Origin of the sequence: Aeromonas sp. ASNIH2 (assembly GCF_002934795.1) — a bacterium.
In the GTDB taxonomy this organism is placed as follows: Bacteria; Pseudomonadota; Gammaproteobacteria; order Enterobacterales; family Aeromonadaceae; genus Aeromonas; species Aeromonas caviae.
The window spans coordinates 449,931-467,055 of the sequence record NZ_CP026406.1; the positions used below are offsets into that span (position 1 = coordinate 449,931).

Annotated in this window: 16 protein-coding genes; 10 read left to right on the plus strand and 6 right to left on the minus strand. The window is 58.4% G+C overall.

Annotated elements, in window-relative coordinates; translation table 11 throughout:
* Positions 1-74 precede the first annotated feature (74 nt).
* Positions 75-806, minus strand: a complete 732-nt coding sequence (locus C3F36_RS02045; RefSeq protein WP_104454360.1) for a substrate-binding periplasmic protein — start codon at positions 804-806, stop codon at positions 75-77.
* 112 nt (positions 807-918) lie between these two features.
* Between C3F36_RS02045 and C3F36_RS02050 the strand changes: the two genes are divergently transcribed.
* Together C3F36_RS02050 and tapW are read left to right on the plus strand one after the other, a co-directional pair.
* Positions 919-1,275, plus strand: a complete 357-nt coding sequence (locus C3F36_RS02050) for a DMT family protein (protein WP_010675200.1) — start codon at positions 919-921, stop codon at positions 1,273-1,275.
* A gap of 56 nt (positions 1,276-1,331) precedes the next feature.
* Complete coding sequence (gene tapW, locus C3F36_RS02055) at positions 1,332-2,468, plus strand: type IVa pilus ATPase TapW (protein WP_029314740.1); 1,137 nt, start codon at positions 1,332-1,334, stop codon at positions 2,466-2,468.
* Between the two features lie 61 nt (positions 2,469-2,529).
* Here tapW and C3F36_RS02060 read toward each other — a convergent pair whose 3' ends face one another.
* Genes C3F36_RS02060 through C3F36_RS02070 form a run of 3 tightly spaced genes read right to left on the minus strand, consistent with a single transcriptional unit; the run spans position 2,530 to position 5,313 of the window.
* A complete protein-coding gene (locus C3F36_RS02060) occupies positions 2,530-2,772 on the minus strand; it encodes a FeoC-like transcriptional regulator (protein WP_010675202.1) in 243 nt (80 codons plus the stop codon).
* 46 nt (positions 2,773-2,818) lie between these two features.
* Complete coding sequence (gene feoB, locus C3F36_RS02065; protein ID WP_104454361.1) at positions 2,819-5,089, minus strand: Fe(2+) transporter permease subunit FeoB; 2,271 nt, start codon at positions 5,087-5,089, stop codon at positions 2,819-2,821.
* Positions 5,086-5,313: a FeoA family protein gene (locus tag C3F36_RS02070; RefSeq protein ID WP_010675204.1), complete on the minus strand. Its 228-nt coding sequence runs from the start codon at positions 5,311-5,313 to the stop codon at positions 5,086-5,088. Before C3F36_RS02070 ends, feoB begins: the two co-directional genes overlap by 4 nt.
* 119 nt (positions 5,314-5,432) lie before the next feature.
* Between C3F36_RS02070 and C3F36_RS02075 the strand changes: the two genes are divergently transcribed.
* From C3F36_RS02075 to C3F36_RS02105, 7 genes are all read left to right on the plus strand, one after another.
* Positions 5,433-5,762 carry a translation initiation factor gene (locus C3F36_RS02075; RefSeq protein ID WP_039041208.1) on the plus strand — a complete coding sequence of 110 codons (330 nt, stop codon included), beginning with the start codon at positions 5,433-5,435 and terminating at the stop codon, positions 5,760-5,762.
* 253 nt (positions 5,763-6,015) lie between these two features.
* Complete coding sequence (locus C3F36_RS02080; RefSeq protein ID WP_010675206.1) at positions 6,016-6,573, plus strand: TMEM165/GDT1 family protein; 558 nt, start codon at positions 6,016-6,018, stop codon at positions 6,571-6,573.
* A 217-nt stretch (positions 6,574-6,790) separates the two neighbouring features.
* Positions 6,791-7,729, plus strand: coding sequence for a DUF2157 domain-containing protein (locus tag C3F36_RS02085; protein WP_042014993.1), 939 nt, complete (start codon positions 6,791-6,793; stop codon positions 7,727-7,729).
* Complete coding sequence (locus C3F36_RS02090; protein WP_104454362.1) at positions 7,722-8,729, plus strand: DUF4401 domain-containing protein; 1,008 nt, start codon at positions 7,722-7,724, stop codon at positions 8,727-8,729. The genes C3F36_RS02085 and C3F36_RS02090 overlap by 8 nt, the downstream gene beginning before the upstream one ends.
* The gene (locus tag C3F36_RS02095; protein ID WP_104454363.1) at positions 8,726-9,220 is read left to right on the plus strand and encodes a GDYXXLXY domain-containing protein; all 495 of its coding nucleotides are present in this window, start codon (positions 8,726-8,728) and stop codon (positions 9,218-9,220) included. The genes C3F36_RS02090 and C3F36_RS02095 overlap by 4 nt, the downstream gene beginning before the upstream one ends.
* A gap of 190 nt (positions 9,221-9,410) precedes the next feature.
* Positions 9,411-10,133 carry a substrate-binding periplasmic protein gene (locus C3F36_RS02100; RefSeq protein WP_104454364.1) on the plus strand — a complete coding sequence of 241 codons (723 nt, stop codon included), beginning with the start codon at positions 9,411-9,413 and terminating at the stop codon, positions 10,131-10,133.
* A 280-nt stretch (positions 10,134-10,413) separates the two neighbouring features.
* Positions 10,414-10,692, plus strand: coding sequence for a hypothetical protein (locus tag C3F36_RS02105; RefSeq protein ID WP_029314742.1), 279 nt, complete (start codon positions 10,414-10,416; stop codon positions 10,690-10,692).
* A 102-nt stretch (positions 10,693-10,794) separates the two neighbouring features.
* Here the strand turns inward: C3F36_RS02105 and C3F36_RS02110 are convergent, their stop codons facing one another.
* Together C3F36_RS02110 and C3F36_RS02115 are read right to left on the minus strand one after the other, a co-directional pair.
* Positions 10,795-11,082, minus strand: coding sequence for a hypothetical protein (locus tag C3F36_RS02110; protein WP_039041204.1), 288 nt, complete (start codon positions 11,080-11,082; stop codon positions 10,795-10,797).
* Between the two features lie 86 nt (positions 11,083-11,168).
* Entirely contained in the window at positions 11,169-12,227 is a 1,059-nt protein-coding gene (locus tag C3F36_RS02115) for a GGDEF domain-containing protein (RefSeq protein ID WP_104454365.1), read from the minus strand.
* 1,391 nt (positions 12,228-13,618) lie between these two features.
* Between C3F36_RS02115 and C3F36_RS02120 the strand changes: the two genes are divergently transcribed.
* Positions 13,619-16,690 carry an STAND family AAA ATPase gene (locus C3F36_RS02120; protein WP_102948574.1) on the plus strand — a complete coding sequence of 1,024 codons (3,072 nt, stop codon included), beginning with the start codon at positions 13,619-13,621 and terminating at the stop codon, positions 16,688-16,690.
* The last annotated feature ends 435 nt before the right edge of the window (positions 16,691-17,125 follow it).

A 17,125-nucleotide genomic window follows, 5' to 3' on the forward strand; every position in this document is an offset into this window, starting at 1 on the left:
GGATCCCCAAGAAGCGAGGCCCGCCGGGGGGCAGGCAGGAAAGCTGCATGATAACAGCGCGTTACCACCCAAGGTCAAGGCTGGTAGGGCTTGGCCAGCGCCGCTATCTCGCCGCTCTCCACCATGGCTTGCAACGCCTGCGCCAGCTTGGAGCCCAGCTCGTGGTGGGGTGAGTGCTTGCTCATCCCGAGGTAGAGCACCACCGGGTTGGGGGGCTGGAAGGGCGCCTTGACGAGGCCGGCGTCGTTGTGCTGGCTCAGGGCGTAATCCACCTGGCAGTCGGTCCCTATCATCAGGGGCAGGTGGCCCCGCTCCACCATGCGCTGCAACTGGTCTTCGGTAGGAACCCCGTGCTTGTCGAGCTGGGTGTCGCCATCAAAGGGGGGGAAGTAGGCGGAGTTGAGCACATAGCCTATCTCGCGGCCTCGCAGATCCTCGTAGCGCCTGAGGCCGGCCACGGCGGCGGGCTTACCATAGAAGGCAGGCCGGCACTGGTAATAGGACGGCTGCAGGTAGTCGATGAAGGCGGCCCGCTCCTCGGTGTGAGCCAGCCCTATCATCAGATCCGCCTGACCGGTCTGCATCTGTTTAAGTGCCCGTCCCCAGGGCACCCGTTTGAGGGTGAGCACAATGCCGCTGCGTGCCTGCAACTGGCGCAGAATGTCGATATCCAGCCCCTGGAAGTCGTCGTTCTCTGCCAGCATGCGAAACGGCGGCCAGACATCGGTGGCCACCGTCAGGGTCGGCGCACCTTGCGCCCAGCAGGCAAACAACAGACAAAGCGCACCCCAGCTTGTCTTGCCCATCCAGCTTTCGCCTTCTTTTGTTACATCCTTGTGAGCTAAAAATACCCTCAAGCACCACTTATGAAAACCCATGGAGTCGAGATAAAATGCATTGATTTAAAAGGAGAACCTAATGAACCCCATCATGACCAGTATCGGCCTGCTCATCTGCAGCAACGTCTTCATGACGTTTGCCTGGTACGCCCATCTCAAGAGCATGAATCACAAACCCTGGATCATCGCCGCCCTGGTGAGCTGGGGGATAGCCCTGTTCGAATACCTGTTGCAGGTGCCCGCCAACCGCATCGGCCACACCGTGCTCTCCGTCGGCCAGCTCAAGATCCTGCAGGAGGTGATCACCCTCACCGTGTTCGTTCCCTTCTCCATCTTCTATCTGAAAGAAGATCTGAAGTGGGACTACCTCTGGGCGGGTCTGTGCATCCTGGGCGCGGTCTTTTTTGTGTTCCGCGAAAAACTGACCGGCGCCTGAGGCTGTACACTCAAGCCATTCATCATCCCCCAGCCCTTTGAGCGACGAGGCCCCTCATGGAATTGAGAGACATGCTGCAGATCCTGGCCAAACAGGACGGTTCCGATCTCTATCTCTCCACCGGCGCCCCCCCCTGCGCCAAGTTCAACGGCGCCCTGCGCCCCCTCACCCAGGAGCCCCTGGGGCCGGGCGAGGTGGCCCGCATCGCCTACGACATCATGGATCTCGAGCAGAAACAGCAGTTCGAGAAAGAGCTGGAGATGAACCTCGCCATCTCCCTGCCCCAGATAGGCCGTTTTCGGGTCAACATCTTCAAGCAGCGCAATGAAGTCTCCCTGGTGGCGCGCAACATCAAGACCGAGATCCCCCGCTTCGAGGATCTCAAACTCCCTCCGGTGCTCCTCGACACCATCATGGAGAAGCGGGGTCTGGTGCTCTTCGTCGGCGGCACGGGGTCCGGCAAATCCACATCGCTCGCGGCCCTCATCGATCATCGCAACCGCAACAGCGGCGGCCACATCATCACCATCGAGGATCCGGTGGAGTTCGTCCATCGCCACCAGAAGAGCATCATCAACCAGCGGGAGGTGGGGGTGGATACCCGCAGCTTCCACGCGGCCCTGAAGAACACCCTGCGCCAGGCGCCGGACGTCATCCTCATCGGTGAAATCCGCGATCGGGAGACCATGGAGCATGCCCTCGCCTTCTCGGAGACCGGGCATCTGGCCATCTCCACCCTGCACGCCAACAACGCCAACCAGGCGCTGGATCGCATCATCAACTTCTTCCCGGAAGAGCGCAGACCCCAGCTGCTCAACGACCTTGGCAACAACCTCAAGGCCTTTGTCTCCCAGCGGCTGGTGAAGACCACGGACGGCGGGCGCCGGGCGGCGGTGGAGGTGATGCTCGGGACCCACACGGTGCGCGATCTCATCAAGCGCGGCGAGTTTGGCGGCCTCAAGGAGATCATGGAAAAATCCAGGGCCCTTGGCATGGTGACCTTCGACAGCACTCTGTTCGATCTGGTGGTCGAGGGGGTGATCGACGAGGAGGAGGCGGTGAAGAACGCGGACTCCCAGAACAACCTGCGCCTCAAGATCAAACTCTGGCGGGAGAAGGGCCAGATTGGCAACAGCGCGGCGGCGAGCGGCTGGAGCCTGGAGCCCACCAAGGACGAGGGCGACCTCTTCTGAGACGGGCCCGGCGGCCACGAAAAAGGGAACCCTCGGGTTCCCTTTTGCATATGGGCAGGCATCACCCCTTCTGGATCAGCCCTATCTGGCCGGGCTCGCACCACTCGAACGTCACCTCTTCGTGCTTGCCGCAGCAGGAGCCGCCACACAGGCGGCTCTCCCGCTTGGCGACGCGCCCCTTGCGCATCCAGACCCCGAGCATGGCCTCTACCGCATCCTCGGAGGTGTGGAAGTGGCGGGCCAGTGCCCGCCGGCTCACCTTCTTGTGAAGGGCCAGATAGTCCCCCAGTTCACGCAGGATCACAGAATACCCTCCCTCTCGGCGCACTCGCCCCTGACCATGAGCCCCTTCACAGGGTCACCACCTTGCGGGCGACGATGTCGCCGTGACGACGCCCCAGCCACCAGAGCAACACCAGGGAGAACAGATAGCTCAGGCTCCAGACCAGGCTCTGCGCCGGGTGGGCGGCGAAGGTCGCCAGTTGATAGAAGAGAGTGGCGCACAGGAAGGCGACGTAGTTGCACCAGGCGGCGGTGAACAGGGCCCACTGGCGACCGGTCTCTCGCACCAGAGCCCCCATGGCGGCGGCGCAGGGCATGTAGAGCAGCACGAACAGCAGGTAGGCAAAGGCTCCGGCCACGCCGTCGAAGTGGGTCTGCATGTTGCCGTAGGTGGAGGTGTCCACCTCCTGGGCCTCGGCTGCCGCCTGCTTGTCCTCCAGATCCCCCACCTTGAGCCCCATGGGATCGGCGGGGTCGATGTCCGCCAGGTTGGCGGGAATGGTGGCCAGCGCCGCTTTCAGGCTGCCCAGCAGGGAGTATTCACTCTCCTCCTCATCACGGGCGCCGCCGGCGTAGAGGCTGTTGAGGGTAGCGACCACCGCCTCCTTGGCAAAGATGCCGGTGAGGATGCCCACCGTGGCCTGCCAGTTGTCGTCCCGCACGCCTATGGGATGCAGCACCGGGGTCACGGACTGGCTCAGCTTGCTCAGCACCGAGTTCTCCTGATCCTGGTTGCCGAAGCTGCCGTCGGTGCCCAGCGAATTGAGCACGCTAAGCACCGCCACCATCAGGACGATGGTCTTGCCCGCGCCGAAGATGAAGCCCTTGAGTTTCTGCCAGGTGCGCAGCCCCACGTCCACCGGACGGGGCCACTCGTAATCGGGCATCTCCATCACCATGGAGTCGCTCTTGCCCGGCAGCAGGGTGCTGCGCAGGAAGAGGCCGGTGAGCACCGCCACCAGGATGCCGAACAGATAGAGACCGAACACCAGGTTCTGCCCCGACTCGGGGAAGAAGGCCACCGCGAACAGGGCGTAGACCGGCAGACGGGCACCGCAGGACATGAAGGGTGCCATGGCCGAGGTCATCAGCCGCTCGCGCTCCGACCCCAGGGTGCGAGTCGCCATCACCGCGGGCACGGTGCAGCCAAAGCCCATCAGCATGGGGACGAAGGCCTTGCCGGGCAGGCCGAGGCGACGCATCAGGGCATCTACCACGAAGGCGGCGCGGGCCAGATAGCCGGAGCTCTCCAGCACCGCGAGGAAGAGAAAGAGGCAGCCCACCACGGGGATGAAGGTCGCCACCGTCTGCAAACCGGCACCCACGCCGTCCGCGAGCACGGCCCCCAGCCAGTCGGGGGCACTCATCAGCCCCAGCAGGTGGTGCACTCCGTCCACGAACAGGGCCCCCCCGAGGATGTCGAAAAAGTCGATGAAGGCGCTGCCCACCTTGATGGCGAACATGAACATCAGGTACATCACCAGCAGGAAGAAGGGGATGCCCACCCAGCGGTTGAGCAGCACCCTGTCCAGCCGTTCGCTCTGGGCGACGGTGAACTTGTCCTGATGACGGCACGCCTGCTGGCACCAGTGGTGGATATGGCCGTAGCGCAAATCAGCGAGTTGCAGGTCGATGTCCTGGGCGTGGTGGGCGCGGCTCACCACGTTGTCCGCCGCCGCCTGCTGCCCCGCCGCCAGGGTCTCCTGCATGGCGATGTCTTCCTCCAGCAGGCGCAGGGCGCGACCACGGCGATGCAGATGATGGGGGGCGAGCAGAGTCTCCAGCTCGGCGATGTCTCCCTCGAGGGGCTGACCGTAGTCGAGCACCAGGGCGGGCTGGGACTGGCCGATATACTGGTGGATCCCCTCTTTGAAGGCCGCCACCTGCTGGCGATTGTGGGCCGAGAGTGACACCACGGGGCACCCCAGCGCCTTGGCGAGCAAGGCCTCGTCGATGGTGATGCGCCGCTTTTGCAGCAGATCCATCTTGTTGAGCACCACCACCATGGGCAGCCCCAGCTCCCGCAGTTGCAGGGTAAGGTAGAGGGAGCGCTCCAGGTTGGCGGCATCGATGACGTTGAGCAGCAGATCCGGCTGCTGGCGCTGGACGAAGCGACTGGCGATCTGCTCGTCCAGGCTCGCCTCCTGGTTGGCCAGGGCATAGATGCCGGGCAGGTCCACCAGGGTGTATTCCTGCCCGCGGGCAGCAAAGGCCCCCATCTTCTTGTCGACGGTGACCCCGCTCCAGTTCCCCACCTGCTGGCGGGAGCCGGTCAGGGCGTTGAACAGGGAGGTCTTGCCGCTATTGGGATTGCCCACTGTGACCAGGTTGTAGCTCATACCGGCTCCACCTCGATTTGCTGGGCCAGACTCCGCTGCATGGAGAGGCAGATGCCCTGGCACTGGATCTGGAGCGGGTCCCCCAGGGGGGCGGCCCGCAGATAGAGGATCTCGGTCTGGGGCAGCAGCCCCATCACCATCAGCTTGCGCCGCAAGGCGCGGCCAAGGTGGTTCATGTGCGTGATGCGAGCGCTCTGTCCCGGCGACAGCTCTGTGAGTACCATGACGGGCTCCTGAAGTTAAACAAGAATAATTCGCTTTTAATGGGGGGATTATAAGCTGTGCCCTCAACATTTATTTGCGTAAAATCAAACTCCGCTTAGCTAACCGACAAAGTATTGCCATGAGTCACGACAACAACAGCCGCCTGGTCTACAGCACGGACGGCGGCATGATCAAGGAATCCGCCCCTGCCCAGCACGCCTCCCCCTTCCCCGCCGACGGGGTCGTGCGCATCCGTCGCGAGACCAAGGGACGCAAGGGGGCCGGGGTCATCAGCATCCACGGCGTTCCCGCCGACCAGCAGAAGGCCCTCGCCACCCTGCTCAAGAAGAAGTGCGGTACCGGCGGCGGTCTCAAGGAGGGGATCATCGAGATCCAGGGAGACAAACGGGACCTTATCAAGGCCGAACTGGAGAAGGCCGGCTTTCAGGTCAAGCTGGTGGGGGGATAATTCCCCATCCCGCGCCTTGCCTCACCGGGGGTTTTTCCCTAGAATGCCCGCTCCCATCGAGGGGGAGTAGTCTCGCCACGGACCCGTTCCGTGCGCGATCCTGATCAACATACTTGGTGCCAACTCACCATGGTCAGGGTGGTCCGGGCAATGCCGGATTTGACAAGACCTTTGACGGGCCAGTGCCAAAACCGGGGACGGATGGTGCAGGCTTGTCTCTGGTTTATAACAATTCCGTCCCCCGGTCATTTTTATGGAAGCCTTGTTAACCTCAACCATCAGCGTTGCCATCGCCGAGATCGGCGACAAGACACAGCTGCTGGCCCTGTTGCTCATCTGTCGTTTTCGCAAACCCTGGCCCATCATCGCCGGCATGCTGGCTGCCACCCTGCTCAACCACGCAGGGGCCGCCTGGATAGGGGAATTCATCAGTCGCTGGATGGATCCCAAGGTGATGACCTGGCTGGTCGCTGGCGCCTTCATCGCCATGGCCGCCTGGATCCTGGTGCCGGACAAGATGGACGATGAAGAGAGTTCCCTGGACAAGTACGGCCCCTTCATGGCCACCTTCGTGCTCTTCTTCATCGCCGAGATCGGTGACAAGACCCAGATAGCCACCGTGCTGCTGGCAGCCAAGTACGACTCCCTGATCCAGGTGATCACCGGTACCACCCTCGGCATGATGCTGGCCAACGTGCCCGTGGTGCTGCTCGGCAAGCTCGGGGCCGACAAGCTCCCCCTCAAGGGGATCCGCATTGCCTGCGCCATCCTCTTTGCGGGGCTTGGCATCTCCACCCTGATCTTCGCCTGACCTCCATAGAAGCCGGCGGGGGATCAGCGTGAGCACTGATCGCCACCGCCGCCCCGGACGTCCTTCAGGCCCCCTCCTCACGGCGGGGGCCTTTTTAGTGCAAAGACATGGCCCCGTGCCGCGACCTGTGTCGCAGCGCCAACGGCGCCCCTGCCCCGAGACGCGGCGCCGTGCCATAATGCCTTATCTTTCAGGCATCACGGCTTCAGGAGCCCCCATGCACCTCACCTCAAGACAGACCCTGCTCGACTGGGTCAGGCGCGGCCGCCTGCCACGGGCCTCGCTGCCTGCCGCCCTGGCCCTGTGCGATCTGCCCCCCGGCCCTGCCCGCTGGCAGTGGCTGTTCGACAGGCTGCTGCTCTGGCTCGGCTGCCTCTGCCTTGGCGCCGGCCTCGTCTTCTTCGTCGCCTTCAACTGGCAGGCCCTGGGGCGCCTCTCACGTCTCGCCCTGCTGGAGCTGCCGTTGCTCGCCATGCTCCTGGTGCTCTGGCGCAAACCCATGAGTGACACCCCGCGCCAGGCCCTGCTGCTGGCCCTGGCCCTCAACCTCGGCGCCCTGCTCGCCCTGGTGGGTCAGACTTACCAGACCGGCGCCGACCCCTGGCAGCTCTTCGCCACCTGGGCCCTGATGCTGCTGCCGCTGGCGGCCCTTGGCAGAAGCCCGCTGCTCTGGACCCTGGCCTGGCTGCTCGGTCAGCTCGCCCTGGTGCTCTACTGGCGGCTCGGTCTTCTCGATCTCTTCTTCTCCTTCAACGAGGAGGCCCTCGGCTGGTGCCTGACCCTGCTCAACGCCGCCCTCTGGGGTCTGCTCATCCTGGTGCCCGCCCGCTACGCCCTGATGCCCTCCTGGCTCGCGGGGCTGGCCGCGGGGCTCGGCATCACCCTGCTCACCCTGCTGGCCCTGTTCGATGCCGCCTCTCCCTGGGTCTGGCCTGCCTGGCTCGCCTGGCTCGGCGCCGCCTACCTGCGCTGGCACCACAGGTTCATCGCCGGGCTCGCCATGGGGTGCCTGAGCCTTATCGCCGTGATCCTCGCGGCCCTTGGCAAGTGGATGGAGCCGGACATGAACGGCTTTTTGCTGCTGGCCCTCATCGCCATCGGCCTGTCGGTGATGGCCAGCCGCTGGCTGCAACAACAACGGAGGCAGCATGTCTGATCTCACCCCCTGGGAGCGCCTGCGTGCAGCCCAACTTGTGGAAGGGGATGCCCCCCGGGATGAACAGCCCCACTGGTCGGGCCGTTTTCTGCTCGGCATGGTGGGCTGGATAGCCGCCCTCTTCCTGCTCTTCTTCCTCTTCATGGCCTTCGAGCAGCTGACCCGCGACCCCAACAACGCCCTCGCCATGGGGATGGTGCTGATGGCCGCCGCCCTCGGTCTCAACCGCATGGCGACCCGCAGCGATCTCTGGGATCAGTTCGTGCTGGCGCTGGCGCTGGCGGCAGATGCCTGGCTGCTCTACGGCCTGCTGGACAGGCTGGATCTGAACGTCGCGTGGCTCTGGTTCGGTCTGACCGCCTTCTCCCTTGGGGTGGCCGCCCTGTTCGAGCACTGGCTGATCAGGCTGTTCCACAGCTTCGCCGCCGCCATCCTGCTCACCCTCGCCCTCGCCTGCCTCGGCCTGCACCTGCTGGCCCTGCCGCTGGTGATGGGCGCCGTCGCCCTGTGCTGGCTGCAGGCGGAGCGCGATCCCGCCCGCCATCTGCTCTATGAATCCCTCACCCTGGGGCTGGCACTCTCCCTGCTGGTGCTGGGACGGCTGCACCACCCCCTGTGGGAGGGAGGCACCAGCGTGCTCAATGAGCTCGGCAGCTCCCGCCTGCCCCTCTGGCTCAATCCCCTGCTCTGCGCCGCCCTGCTGCTCGCGGTCATGGTTCGCCTCAGGCTGCCGCTGCGCTACGGGCTGCCGCTGGTGGTGATCAGCGCCATCATTCCCGGCATGGGGGCTGGCGCCCTGGTGCTGGTGCTCGGCTTCTACGCCAGCAGCCTGGCCCTGATGACCCTGGCAGGCCTCCTGCTGCTCGGCTTTGGCTCCCTCTATTACTACGATCTGGGGCTGACCCTGATGACCAAGTCCTGGCTGCTGCTCGCCTCGGGGGCCCTGCTGCTCGGTACCCGTCAGTGGCTCAAGCACCTTCACAACGGGAGCCCCTCATGAGACGCCTCGCCTTTTTGCTGACCGGTCTTGCCCTGCTCGCCGGCATCAACGCCACCGTCTGGCGCTTCGAGCACGCCATGAGCCAGGGGGATGTGGTGCTGATCGAGCTGGCACCGGTCGACCCCCGCTCCCTGATGCAGGGGGACTACATGCGCCTGAACTACGCCCTCGCCCGCCAGCTGGCGGGCCGCCAGGCCGCCGCCGGCCCCCACACCCTGGTTGTTCGCCTGGATGAACATCAGGTGGTGCACTGGGTGGAAGGGGGTAAGCCCGAGGCCCCGGGCCCGGGGGAGCGCCTGCTCAAGGTGCGCCAGCGCGACGGCCAGTGGTTTATCGGGCCTGACGCCTTCTTCTTCGAAGAGGGCACGGGAGATCAGTATGAGTCGGCCCGCTACGGCGAGTTTCGTCTGCAAGAGGATGGCAGCACCCTGCTGGTAGGGCTGAGGGACGAAGCGTTCACCCCCCTGGGTCACCCCCGTCCGGCCTGGTAAAAAGGGGGCGCCGACCCGGTTGTGAGTGGCAAGATGATGACGGCCCCCAGCGGATAACGTCTTCGCCGGGTGGCGAAACGCCGTGACTTGGCAACACTTGAAACTGGGCACTCGGCAGCAGGACGGTCAGGATGAACATAGACATTGCAGTCCCCCTTCGCAGACTGGTCGCCTGCGCCGCCTCGCGGCCATGGTCTGGGGCACTCCCGCGACCCAGGCCAGCCCGGCGCTCGCCAGCCTGCACTACCTCACAGAAGAGTACAAACCCTACAACTTCACCGGGGAGGATGGCGCCCCGACCGGCTTTGCCATCGACCTGCTGCACCTGGTGTGGCAAAAGACCGGCACCCCTGTCCAGCCCGTCAGCATCCTCCCCTGGGCCAGGGGTTACTACCTGCTGACCCAGAAACCCAATGTGGTGCTCTTCTCCACCGCCCGCACCGAGGCGCGCAATCCCCTGTTCAAGTGGGCCTGCCCCATCGGCTATGCCGAGATAGTGTTGATGGGGCTCGCCAGTCGCCCCCTGACCCTGACCAGGCTGGAAGATGCCCAGCGCTACACCATAGGCGCCGTGCGATCCGATGTGGGGGAGCAACTGCTGCTCAACGCCGGCTTCGACGAGCAGAAGATCATGACCGCCAACCGCCTCTCCCAGGCCCTGCGCATGCTCACCTCGGGCCGCGTCGAGCTGATCTCCAGCAACAAATCCACCCTGCTGGATCTCATCAAGACCCAGCAGCTGGATCCCGCCCAGTTCGAGGTGCGCTGGATGTTGAGCTCCGAGCAGTACTGCTTCGCCTTCAGCCACCCGGTTGACGATGCCCTGGTCAGGGAGTTCCAGATCGGCCTGACCCAGGTGCTGGCCAGCAGCGACTTCCAGCAGCTCCAGCACAAATACTTCCCCTCCCCCTGATCCCTTCCCCCGCCGGGGCCGCCAAGGCCCCGGCCCGCCTTTGAGCCAGCGCACGAAACCCGTTTAATGTTCGCCACTTGCAACGACAAGGGGTGACGCAGACCGTCCCAGGTCCGTAATATAGGGCGCAGGAGCCTGTTGGCCCCTTTTTCACGGCAAGGGGCAGGGCGCACGGTGGCAGCGACAGTCAGGGGCGGCAGCGTGCCCGCCGACCGCCTTCATCGGGCAGCGCCGCGCTCACGCCCTTCCCCGCCATCTCTCCGATCTCTTGGGAACACACATGCACAACACAGCGAAATGGTTGATGAGTCTCTCGGTCTGCGCCCTTCTGATGGCCTGCGGCGGTGACAAGACCACCGGCAAGGCCTGTCTCGGGTCAAACAACGACACCCTGGTGGAGGGGATGCAGGACAAATGCAAGGCGGGGGACATTGTCGCCACCAAGCACCCGGCCTATTTCTGCGATTTCAACTACGCGGTCACCTTCAACAGCTACAACTCCGCGATTTGCGTCTACTCCGGCGGTCTGAAACCGGAGAGAACCACGGAAAAATCATAACTGGCGACCCATTTACCCCGTCTGACACGAAGAGGGCGGCAGGATATGTGGTCAATGCCCGGGCGGCGATGCCGCCCAGGCCATCCGGGGGCGGCTTCGCCCCTATTTCACCCGCATCAGACGGTGATGCTGCCCGGCGCACTCGAGCTGGAGCACCTGGGATCGGGCCATGGCCTCCACCCTGGCCAGCATCTCGGCGCTGTAGCCCTTGCGGCGCATCCATTGCAAGGGCTCCTCAAAGCCCCCTTCGTTGACCACGAAGGTATCTGTGTAGGACTCCTTGACGATGCTGACCACCCAGATGCGCTGCTGAAACTCGCAGAGTCCGGCCACCAGAGTGGCCGCCCGCCCGGCCAGGGCGCGCACACGGCGGGCAAGAAGATGAACCATGGTATGGGCTCCGAACTGATAAAAGGGAAAACAGACTGGCACCCGGGTGGACGCGCCACCCTGTGCCCTCTCAACCCGCCCCGCTCCTATCGCGGGGCAGACAACTGACTGGAAGGAGGCGGGTTCCCGCCCTCCCCTGCGGCCCGGCGCTGGCGCTTGACCGCATACATGCTCGCATCGGCCCGGTTCAGCGCCTCCTCGACGCTGACCTCGGCCGGCATCACGGCCACCGCCCCCACGCTGGCACCGGGATAATGGATCACCTTGTCCCCCACCGGCAGTGACAGCACGCTGTGCTCGAACAGGCGCTGGCGAAACGCCGCCACCGCCCCGTCCAGCGTGTCGGCGTCCGGGAAAGGCCCCATGCCCACGGCCACGAACTCGTCCCCCCCAAAGCGGGCCAGCAGATCGCCGCCACGCAGGGTCTCGCTCAGTTGCCGCGCCATGGCGGTGAGCAGCCTGTCCCCCGCCTCGTGGCCATACTCGTCGTTGATGGCCTTGAAGCCATCGAGATCCACAAAGGCGATGAGCACCGGATGCCCCGCCCGCTCCGACAGGGAGAACAAGCGGGTGAGCTCCAGCATCAGGGCGCGGCGGTTGGGGAGCCCGGTGAGGGGATCGGAGAGGGCCAGGCGCGAGAGCTCGTCGTTGGCCTGCTGCAATTGCCGCAGCAGTTGCTCCCGCTCCACCTGTTCGGCAATCAGGTGCGCGAAGAAGGCGATGAGCTGCTGCGCCCCCGCCACCGCGGGTTTTTGTTCGGTACTGGCGCCGCACAGGGTGCCATAGAGGGAGCCGGTCGAGGTGCGCACCGGGCTGCTCAGATAGGAGCGAATGCCGAGCTCGCTGGCCGCCTGGGAGTCCCCCCACAGAGCGGCGACGTCATCGGTGTAACCAATCTCTTCGTCGATGGCACGGCGACACAGGGTATCGCTCCACTCCACCGTCATCCCCTCGGGGATCTGCAGCCCGGCCACATTGCGGGCATAACGGACATGCTGGGTGCTTTGCCCGAGGTCAATCTCGGTGAGATAGGTCGACTCCAGCCCGGTCACCGACGCCAGCATCTCCAGCAAGGGGCGGGTCAGGCTCTCCAGATCCCGCGCGTTTATCATCTGCTCCGACAGGGCCTGCAATATCTTGTCCATGCCTCTCTCCCAGCTTGCATGTCATGTCCGCACACCTTAGCCAACTCGGGGCACGCCAGACAAGTGCGAGAAAGGGGTAGACCGGGAAAACACCCACCCGCTCACGGCCTGGCGGGCGCGCCGCCACGCCCGGGGCCCCCCCCGGCGGCCCGCCCCGGGCCATAACTTTGAACCAGCGCAAAAAACCCATCATTTCTGACACATCCCTCAGCAATAGCCGTGGATCGGGCCCCGTCGGCTCCGTAGGATGGTAATGGGTGCCCGTTGGCCCCTGTTTCGTCCCGTCGGGTCAGCGGCGCATTGTGGTAGCGAGAGCCAGGGGCGGTAGCAATTCTGGCGGATGCCAGCCCGGCATCCCGCGCCTGCGGCAAGGGGCGAGGGTGTCACCCTCGACGGGAGTGCCCGTCAGCCTCGAGGCTCCATCCTCTCCCCTGCGGGTAAGACGTTAGAAACCATTGGTAGAGTCGAGTAGGGTCGATTAGCGAAGCGTAATCGTCCGCGGTAACAGTCCCCTCTCCCCTTGCGGGAGAGGGTCAGGGTGAGGGGTTCGGTAACGCCATTGCCTGGCGAATGCCACCCCACGCCTCAATGGCATGGCTTCGCCATGCAGGACACGAGGGCGCTGCCCTCGACCGGGTTTCGCCCTTATCCCCTCGCCCCTTTGGGGGAGAGGGCCAGGGTGAGGAGTCGGTAACATCATTACTCGATGTCGTAGACCGCTGGATTGACATGGCTTCGCCATGCAGGACACGAGGGCGCTGCCCTCGACAGGGTTTCGCCCGCCCTTCGGGCTTGGGCGAGTGACTTTTCTTTGCGTGGCCAAAGAAAAGTCACCAAAAGAAAGGCCACCCCCACTTGTTCGCCCTCCTGCGTTGGGTTCCCTCGGTTCAGGCAAAAGGTCTGGCGGAACGACGCAGACGGTACATCCCTGTACCGCCTGCGTCTGCGCCGTCGTCCATGACGGCGCTCCTGACCTTGTGCCCTCACCTCGGCGAACAACAGGGGGGCAACACCCAACCCGCAGCACCGAGGCCGGTTAACAGGCGCAGGGTACACCAAGCGCAGCGCATTGCACTGTGGTAACCCCCCGTCTATTCGGGGCAAAAATCGGGCGGGTTGTTATCTCAGAGCCAACCCCTCGCCCACCCCATGGCGTGACCAGATTGCCTCACCAATGAAACAAGAATTATCAACGTAGCTTCATTGGTGAAAAAATCATGGTGAGTATAACGACAAGCGGCACCCATCCCTATCGGGAAACGGTTTTATATTGAAGGCCCGAGAGTGAGTATTTCACTGTAATAACACCTTATTTCTCGAACGTCCTATTATGTTTTTTAATCGAACCTATAACCATTAACCACAATTAATAAACCACATAAGTGATAAGCATGAAAATTTCAATTCTCCATTTAAGTGACATTCATATAAAAGGAACAACGGAGGAGGAATTTCTTGAAAAAATAGTTCCAAATCTTACTAATCTCACATCCTATCATGCATCATCCTCTGACGTTATATTCATAGCGATCACCGGAGACATTGCATTCAGCGGTAAAGAACATGAGTATTTAATAGCATCTAGGTTTATAGAGAAACTAAAAAATGACATTAATGCAGATACTAAAAAGCCTGTTGAGATAATCATAGTGCCTGGAAATCATGACTGTAACTTTAGCAATGCAAACCAAGCCAGATCTATCTTACTTCAATTTTTAACATCTAATAGTAATTCTAGTTTAGAGAATGAAACCATAAATCAAATTGCATCTATACAAGATGAGTATTTTAAGTTTGAAAAAGACGTAAATCCTAATTACATCGAACACTCTAAAATCTTTAAAACATTTGACTACGTACATGTCAATACAACAGTTAGATTTGCACTAATAAATACATCTTGGTGCTCAGAGTTGCATGAAAAACAAGGAAAAATGATAATTCCAAACAATGCAATTAATTTCGGTAAAATCAACCAAAGCGATATTGTAATAACTCTATTTCATCACCCGTTCAATTGGTTTTCACAAAGTTGTTATCATGACTTCAGGAAAAACACCAGAGAGCATTCAAACTTCATAGTAACAGGCCATGAACATCAGCCTACCGTGACCGATACATATGAACAAAACTCTGGCGAATGTGTTTTTATCGAAGGGGCATCATTGCATGATGATTCTAACAACTCAGAGTTTTCAGTCATCAATATTGATACAGACTCACATCACTACATTATTTCAACCTATAAATATGACCCTGCGGAGCAAATATACGTTGCCAACTCAGAATGTACAAATACATATGGCTGTGATACAAAACATAAGAATGGTAGCTTGTCCTACTCATTTGAAATACTAGAAAACAATAATGACTTGGGCGGTGCATTCCAAAACTCAGGCACGGACCATCTAAAGATTAGTGATATATATGTTTACCCACATATTAAAGAAATAGGAAACGATGTAGACAACCATCTATATGATGCATCCGAGTTAAAAAAAGTTGATTTTATTGGTGAGTGTATAATCCTAAAAGGTGATGAAAAAACAGGAAAAACTACCCTACTTAAAACACTCCTAGTTGAACATTTAAAAAATGGCCTACATCCAATTTATATGGATGGGAAGGAATTAAAAATATCAAAGCCGAATCAACTTACACGCAGTATAGAGTCAGCAATAAATGCCCAATACACTAAAGAATCTGCTTTCGACACTTACAAACAAGTACCGAAGGAAAAAAGAATTTTGTTTTTTGATAATTTTGACGAAATTCAAGTAAAATCAACAAGTGGGCTAGACTCCATTCTTAATGAGCTAAAAAGTACCTTTGGAAACATCGTTATCACAGTAAATGAACTTTTTGATCTAACTTCATTTATTAATGAGCATACTGTAAACCCTTTTAATGGATATAGAAATTTCTCTATTCAACCATTTGGCTTTAGAAAACGGAATGAACTTATAAAAAGATGGTATAGCGTTGGTAGTAACAAGTTTGAAGATGAGTCTTTGCTTTTCAATAAAGTAGATAAAGCTGAGAAAAACATTGGTATCATAATATCTAAAAACCTTATTCCACCAGCTCCAATTTATCTTTTGACATTAATGCAAAGCATGGAAGCTGGACATGGCAGTGAGTTGAATGAGAGTTCACTAGGTGAATATTATCGTTTCCTAATCACACAGTCCCTACTTAATAATGGGATAAAAAGAGAAAATCTTACTGAATACTTTGAGTATTTATGTCAACTATCTTGGTATGTCCATCAGAACACAAGAGAACAATTAACGCACGAAGAGGTAAGCAATTTTAACAGTATTTTTAGTAATGAGCGTCATACCGTAGAGCTAAGAACTAGGCTTGGAGAGCTGTGTGCAGCAAACATATTGTCAAACTATGGAGGACTCTACTCATTTAAGTACCCTTACATATACTATTTCTTCAAAGGGCTATATTTGAGTGATAATATTGAGCTACACGTATGTGTTGAACATATAAATCATTGCTTCAAACACCTTTATGTTAGATCAAACGCACATACTATACTATTTTTAGCTCATCATGCTGGTTCAAGCTCGACTAGAACTTTAATTGAGTGTATGAAACATGCAATGTCATCATTGTTTCGAGATAATTCGCCTGTCACGTTCGAAACAGATGAGGGATTAACCAACATTGTTCGACATTCACCTAATTTAATATATAACAAAACTTCACCTGAAGAACATCGCCAAAGAGTAAATGAAACTAAAGATCTTGCAGACAGTGATAATGATGGTCTATCAGAAATTGAAGAAGACAACCCAGACGATCTAAGTCTTGTTGCACAGATAACTACTATGTTCAAAGCGATCGAAATTGCGGGTCAATTTTTGAAGAACCAATACGCAAAAATCAACCGCTTAGAAAAAAGAGAGATTTTAAACGAAATATTTTCAGCACCATTGAGAAGCTTAGATAATTTCTATGAGTTTATAAGAGAGAATCCGGATGCACTCATATCCGAGATTGAGAAAAAAATTGAGCGAAAAGGAATATCAAATGATAAAGAAAAAATTAGGGTTGCTTCACAACAAACTGTGTCAGCACTAATTCAATTCCTTTCCGTAATATATTTAACAAAACCGGCTCAAGCAGCAAACTCAGCTAACTTATTTGAGGATATTTTTCATATTGTTGATGATAAAAAAACGACATCATACAAAATGATTAGATTGGCTCAATTACTTGACTCACCGAGTGCAATTCCAAGGGGGCACATCGAGGAAATTTTAAAAGAGTCAAAAAACAATATCTTTGTCAAAAAGATACTTCAAATAATAGTAATAAAACGGCTTTACATGTACAGAACCGCAGAGGCTGACATGCAATGGATCAATAGTAAGCTAGATATTGACATCACCAAACAGAAAGAAATTTCATATATTAAAGGCTCAAATCTATTTCTCACCAAAAAATAAACCTAGTTTTTTACAACCTCAATAAACACGCTAGAAACATTGAGCAATGTGATAGTTAAAAACCGCGGCCTTGAGTTGCGGTTTTTATTTATATTGCCCAGATAATTTTTACCAAAACGCTATTTCCCCCTTGCACTGCTCCAAGGCAGGATAGGCAGCCAATATGCAAGATGAAGCCACGGACTGGCACGGTATTGGCTCCCCCTGCAATCCGCCGAGTCGAGTTCAGCGGGTCAGGAGCGCCATCAGGGATGATGGCGCAGCCGCAGTCGGCACAGGGATGTGCCGTCTGCTGCGCTCCGTCCGACCCGTTGGACGAGACGAGGGAACCCGCGAAGCGGGCGGTTTGCCGGGGGAGAAGACCTTTGGTGACTTTGGGTCTTTCCAAAGTCACTCGCCCCAGCCCGAAGGGCGGGCGAAACACCTTCGAGGGCA

Bases quoted from the DNA above. Each gene is read 5' to 3' on its own strand.
- C3F36_RS02045 (WP_104454360.1), bottom strand. From the start codon at position 806: ATGGGCAAGACAAGCTGGGGTGCGCTTTGTCTGTTGTTTGCCTGCTGG.
- C3F36_RS02050 (WP_010675200.1), top strand. From the start codon at position 919: ATGAACCCCATCATGACCAGTATCGGCCTGCTCATCTGCAGCAACGTC.
- tapW (WP_029314740.1), top strand. From the start codon at position 1,332: ATGGAATTGAGAGACATGCTGCAGATCCTGGCCAAACAGGACGGTTCC.
- feoB (WP_104454361.1), bottom strand. From the start codon at position 5,089: ATGAGCTACAACCTGGTCACAGTGGGCAATCCCAATAGCGGCAAGACC.
- C3F36_RS02070 (WP_010675204.1), bottom strand. From the start codon at position 5,313: ATGGTACTCACAGAGCTGTCGCCGGGACAGAGCGCTCGCATCACGCAC.
- C3F36_RS02075 (WP_039041208.1), top strand. From the start codon at position 5,433: ATGAGTCACGACAACAACAGCCGCCTGGTCTACAGCACGGACGGCGGC.
- C3F36_RS02080 (WP_010675206.1), top strand. From the start codon at position 6,016: ATGGAAGCCTTGTTAACCTCAACCATCAGCGTTGCCATCGCCGAGATC.
- C3F36_RS02085 (WP_042014993.1), top strand. From the start codon at position 6,791: ATGCACCTCACCTCAAGACAGACCCTGCTCGACTGGGTCAGGCGCGGC.
- C3F36_RS02090 (WP_104454362.1), top strand. From the start codon at position 7,722: ATGTCTGATCTCACCCCCTGGGAGCGCCTGCGTGCAGCCCAACTTGTG.
- C3F36_RS02095 (WP_104454363.1), top strand. From the start codon at position 8,726: ATGAGACGCCTCGCCTTTTTGCTGACCGGTCTTGCCCTGCTCGCCGGC.
- C3F36_RS02100 (WP_104454364.1), top strand. From the start codon at position 9,411: ATGGTCTGGGGCACTCCCGCGACCCAGGCCAGCCCGGCGCTCGCCAGC.
- C3F36_RS02105 (WP_029314742.1), top strand. From the start codon at position 10,414: ATGCACAACACAGCGAAATGGTTGATGAGTCTCTCGGTCTGCGCCCTT.
- C3F36_RS02110 (WP_039041204.1), bottom strand. From the start codon at position 11,082: ATGGTTCATCTTCTTGCCCGCCGTGTGCGCGCCCTGGCCGGGCGGGCG.
- C3F36_RS02115 (WP_104454365.1), bottom strand. From the start codon at position 12,227: ATGGACAAGATATTGCAGGCCCTGTCGGAGCAGATGATAAACGCGCGG.
- C3F36_RS02120 (WP_102948574.1), top strand. From the start codon at position 13,619: ATGAAAATTTCAATTCTCCATTTAAGTGACATTCATATAAAAGGAACA.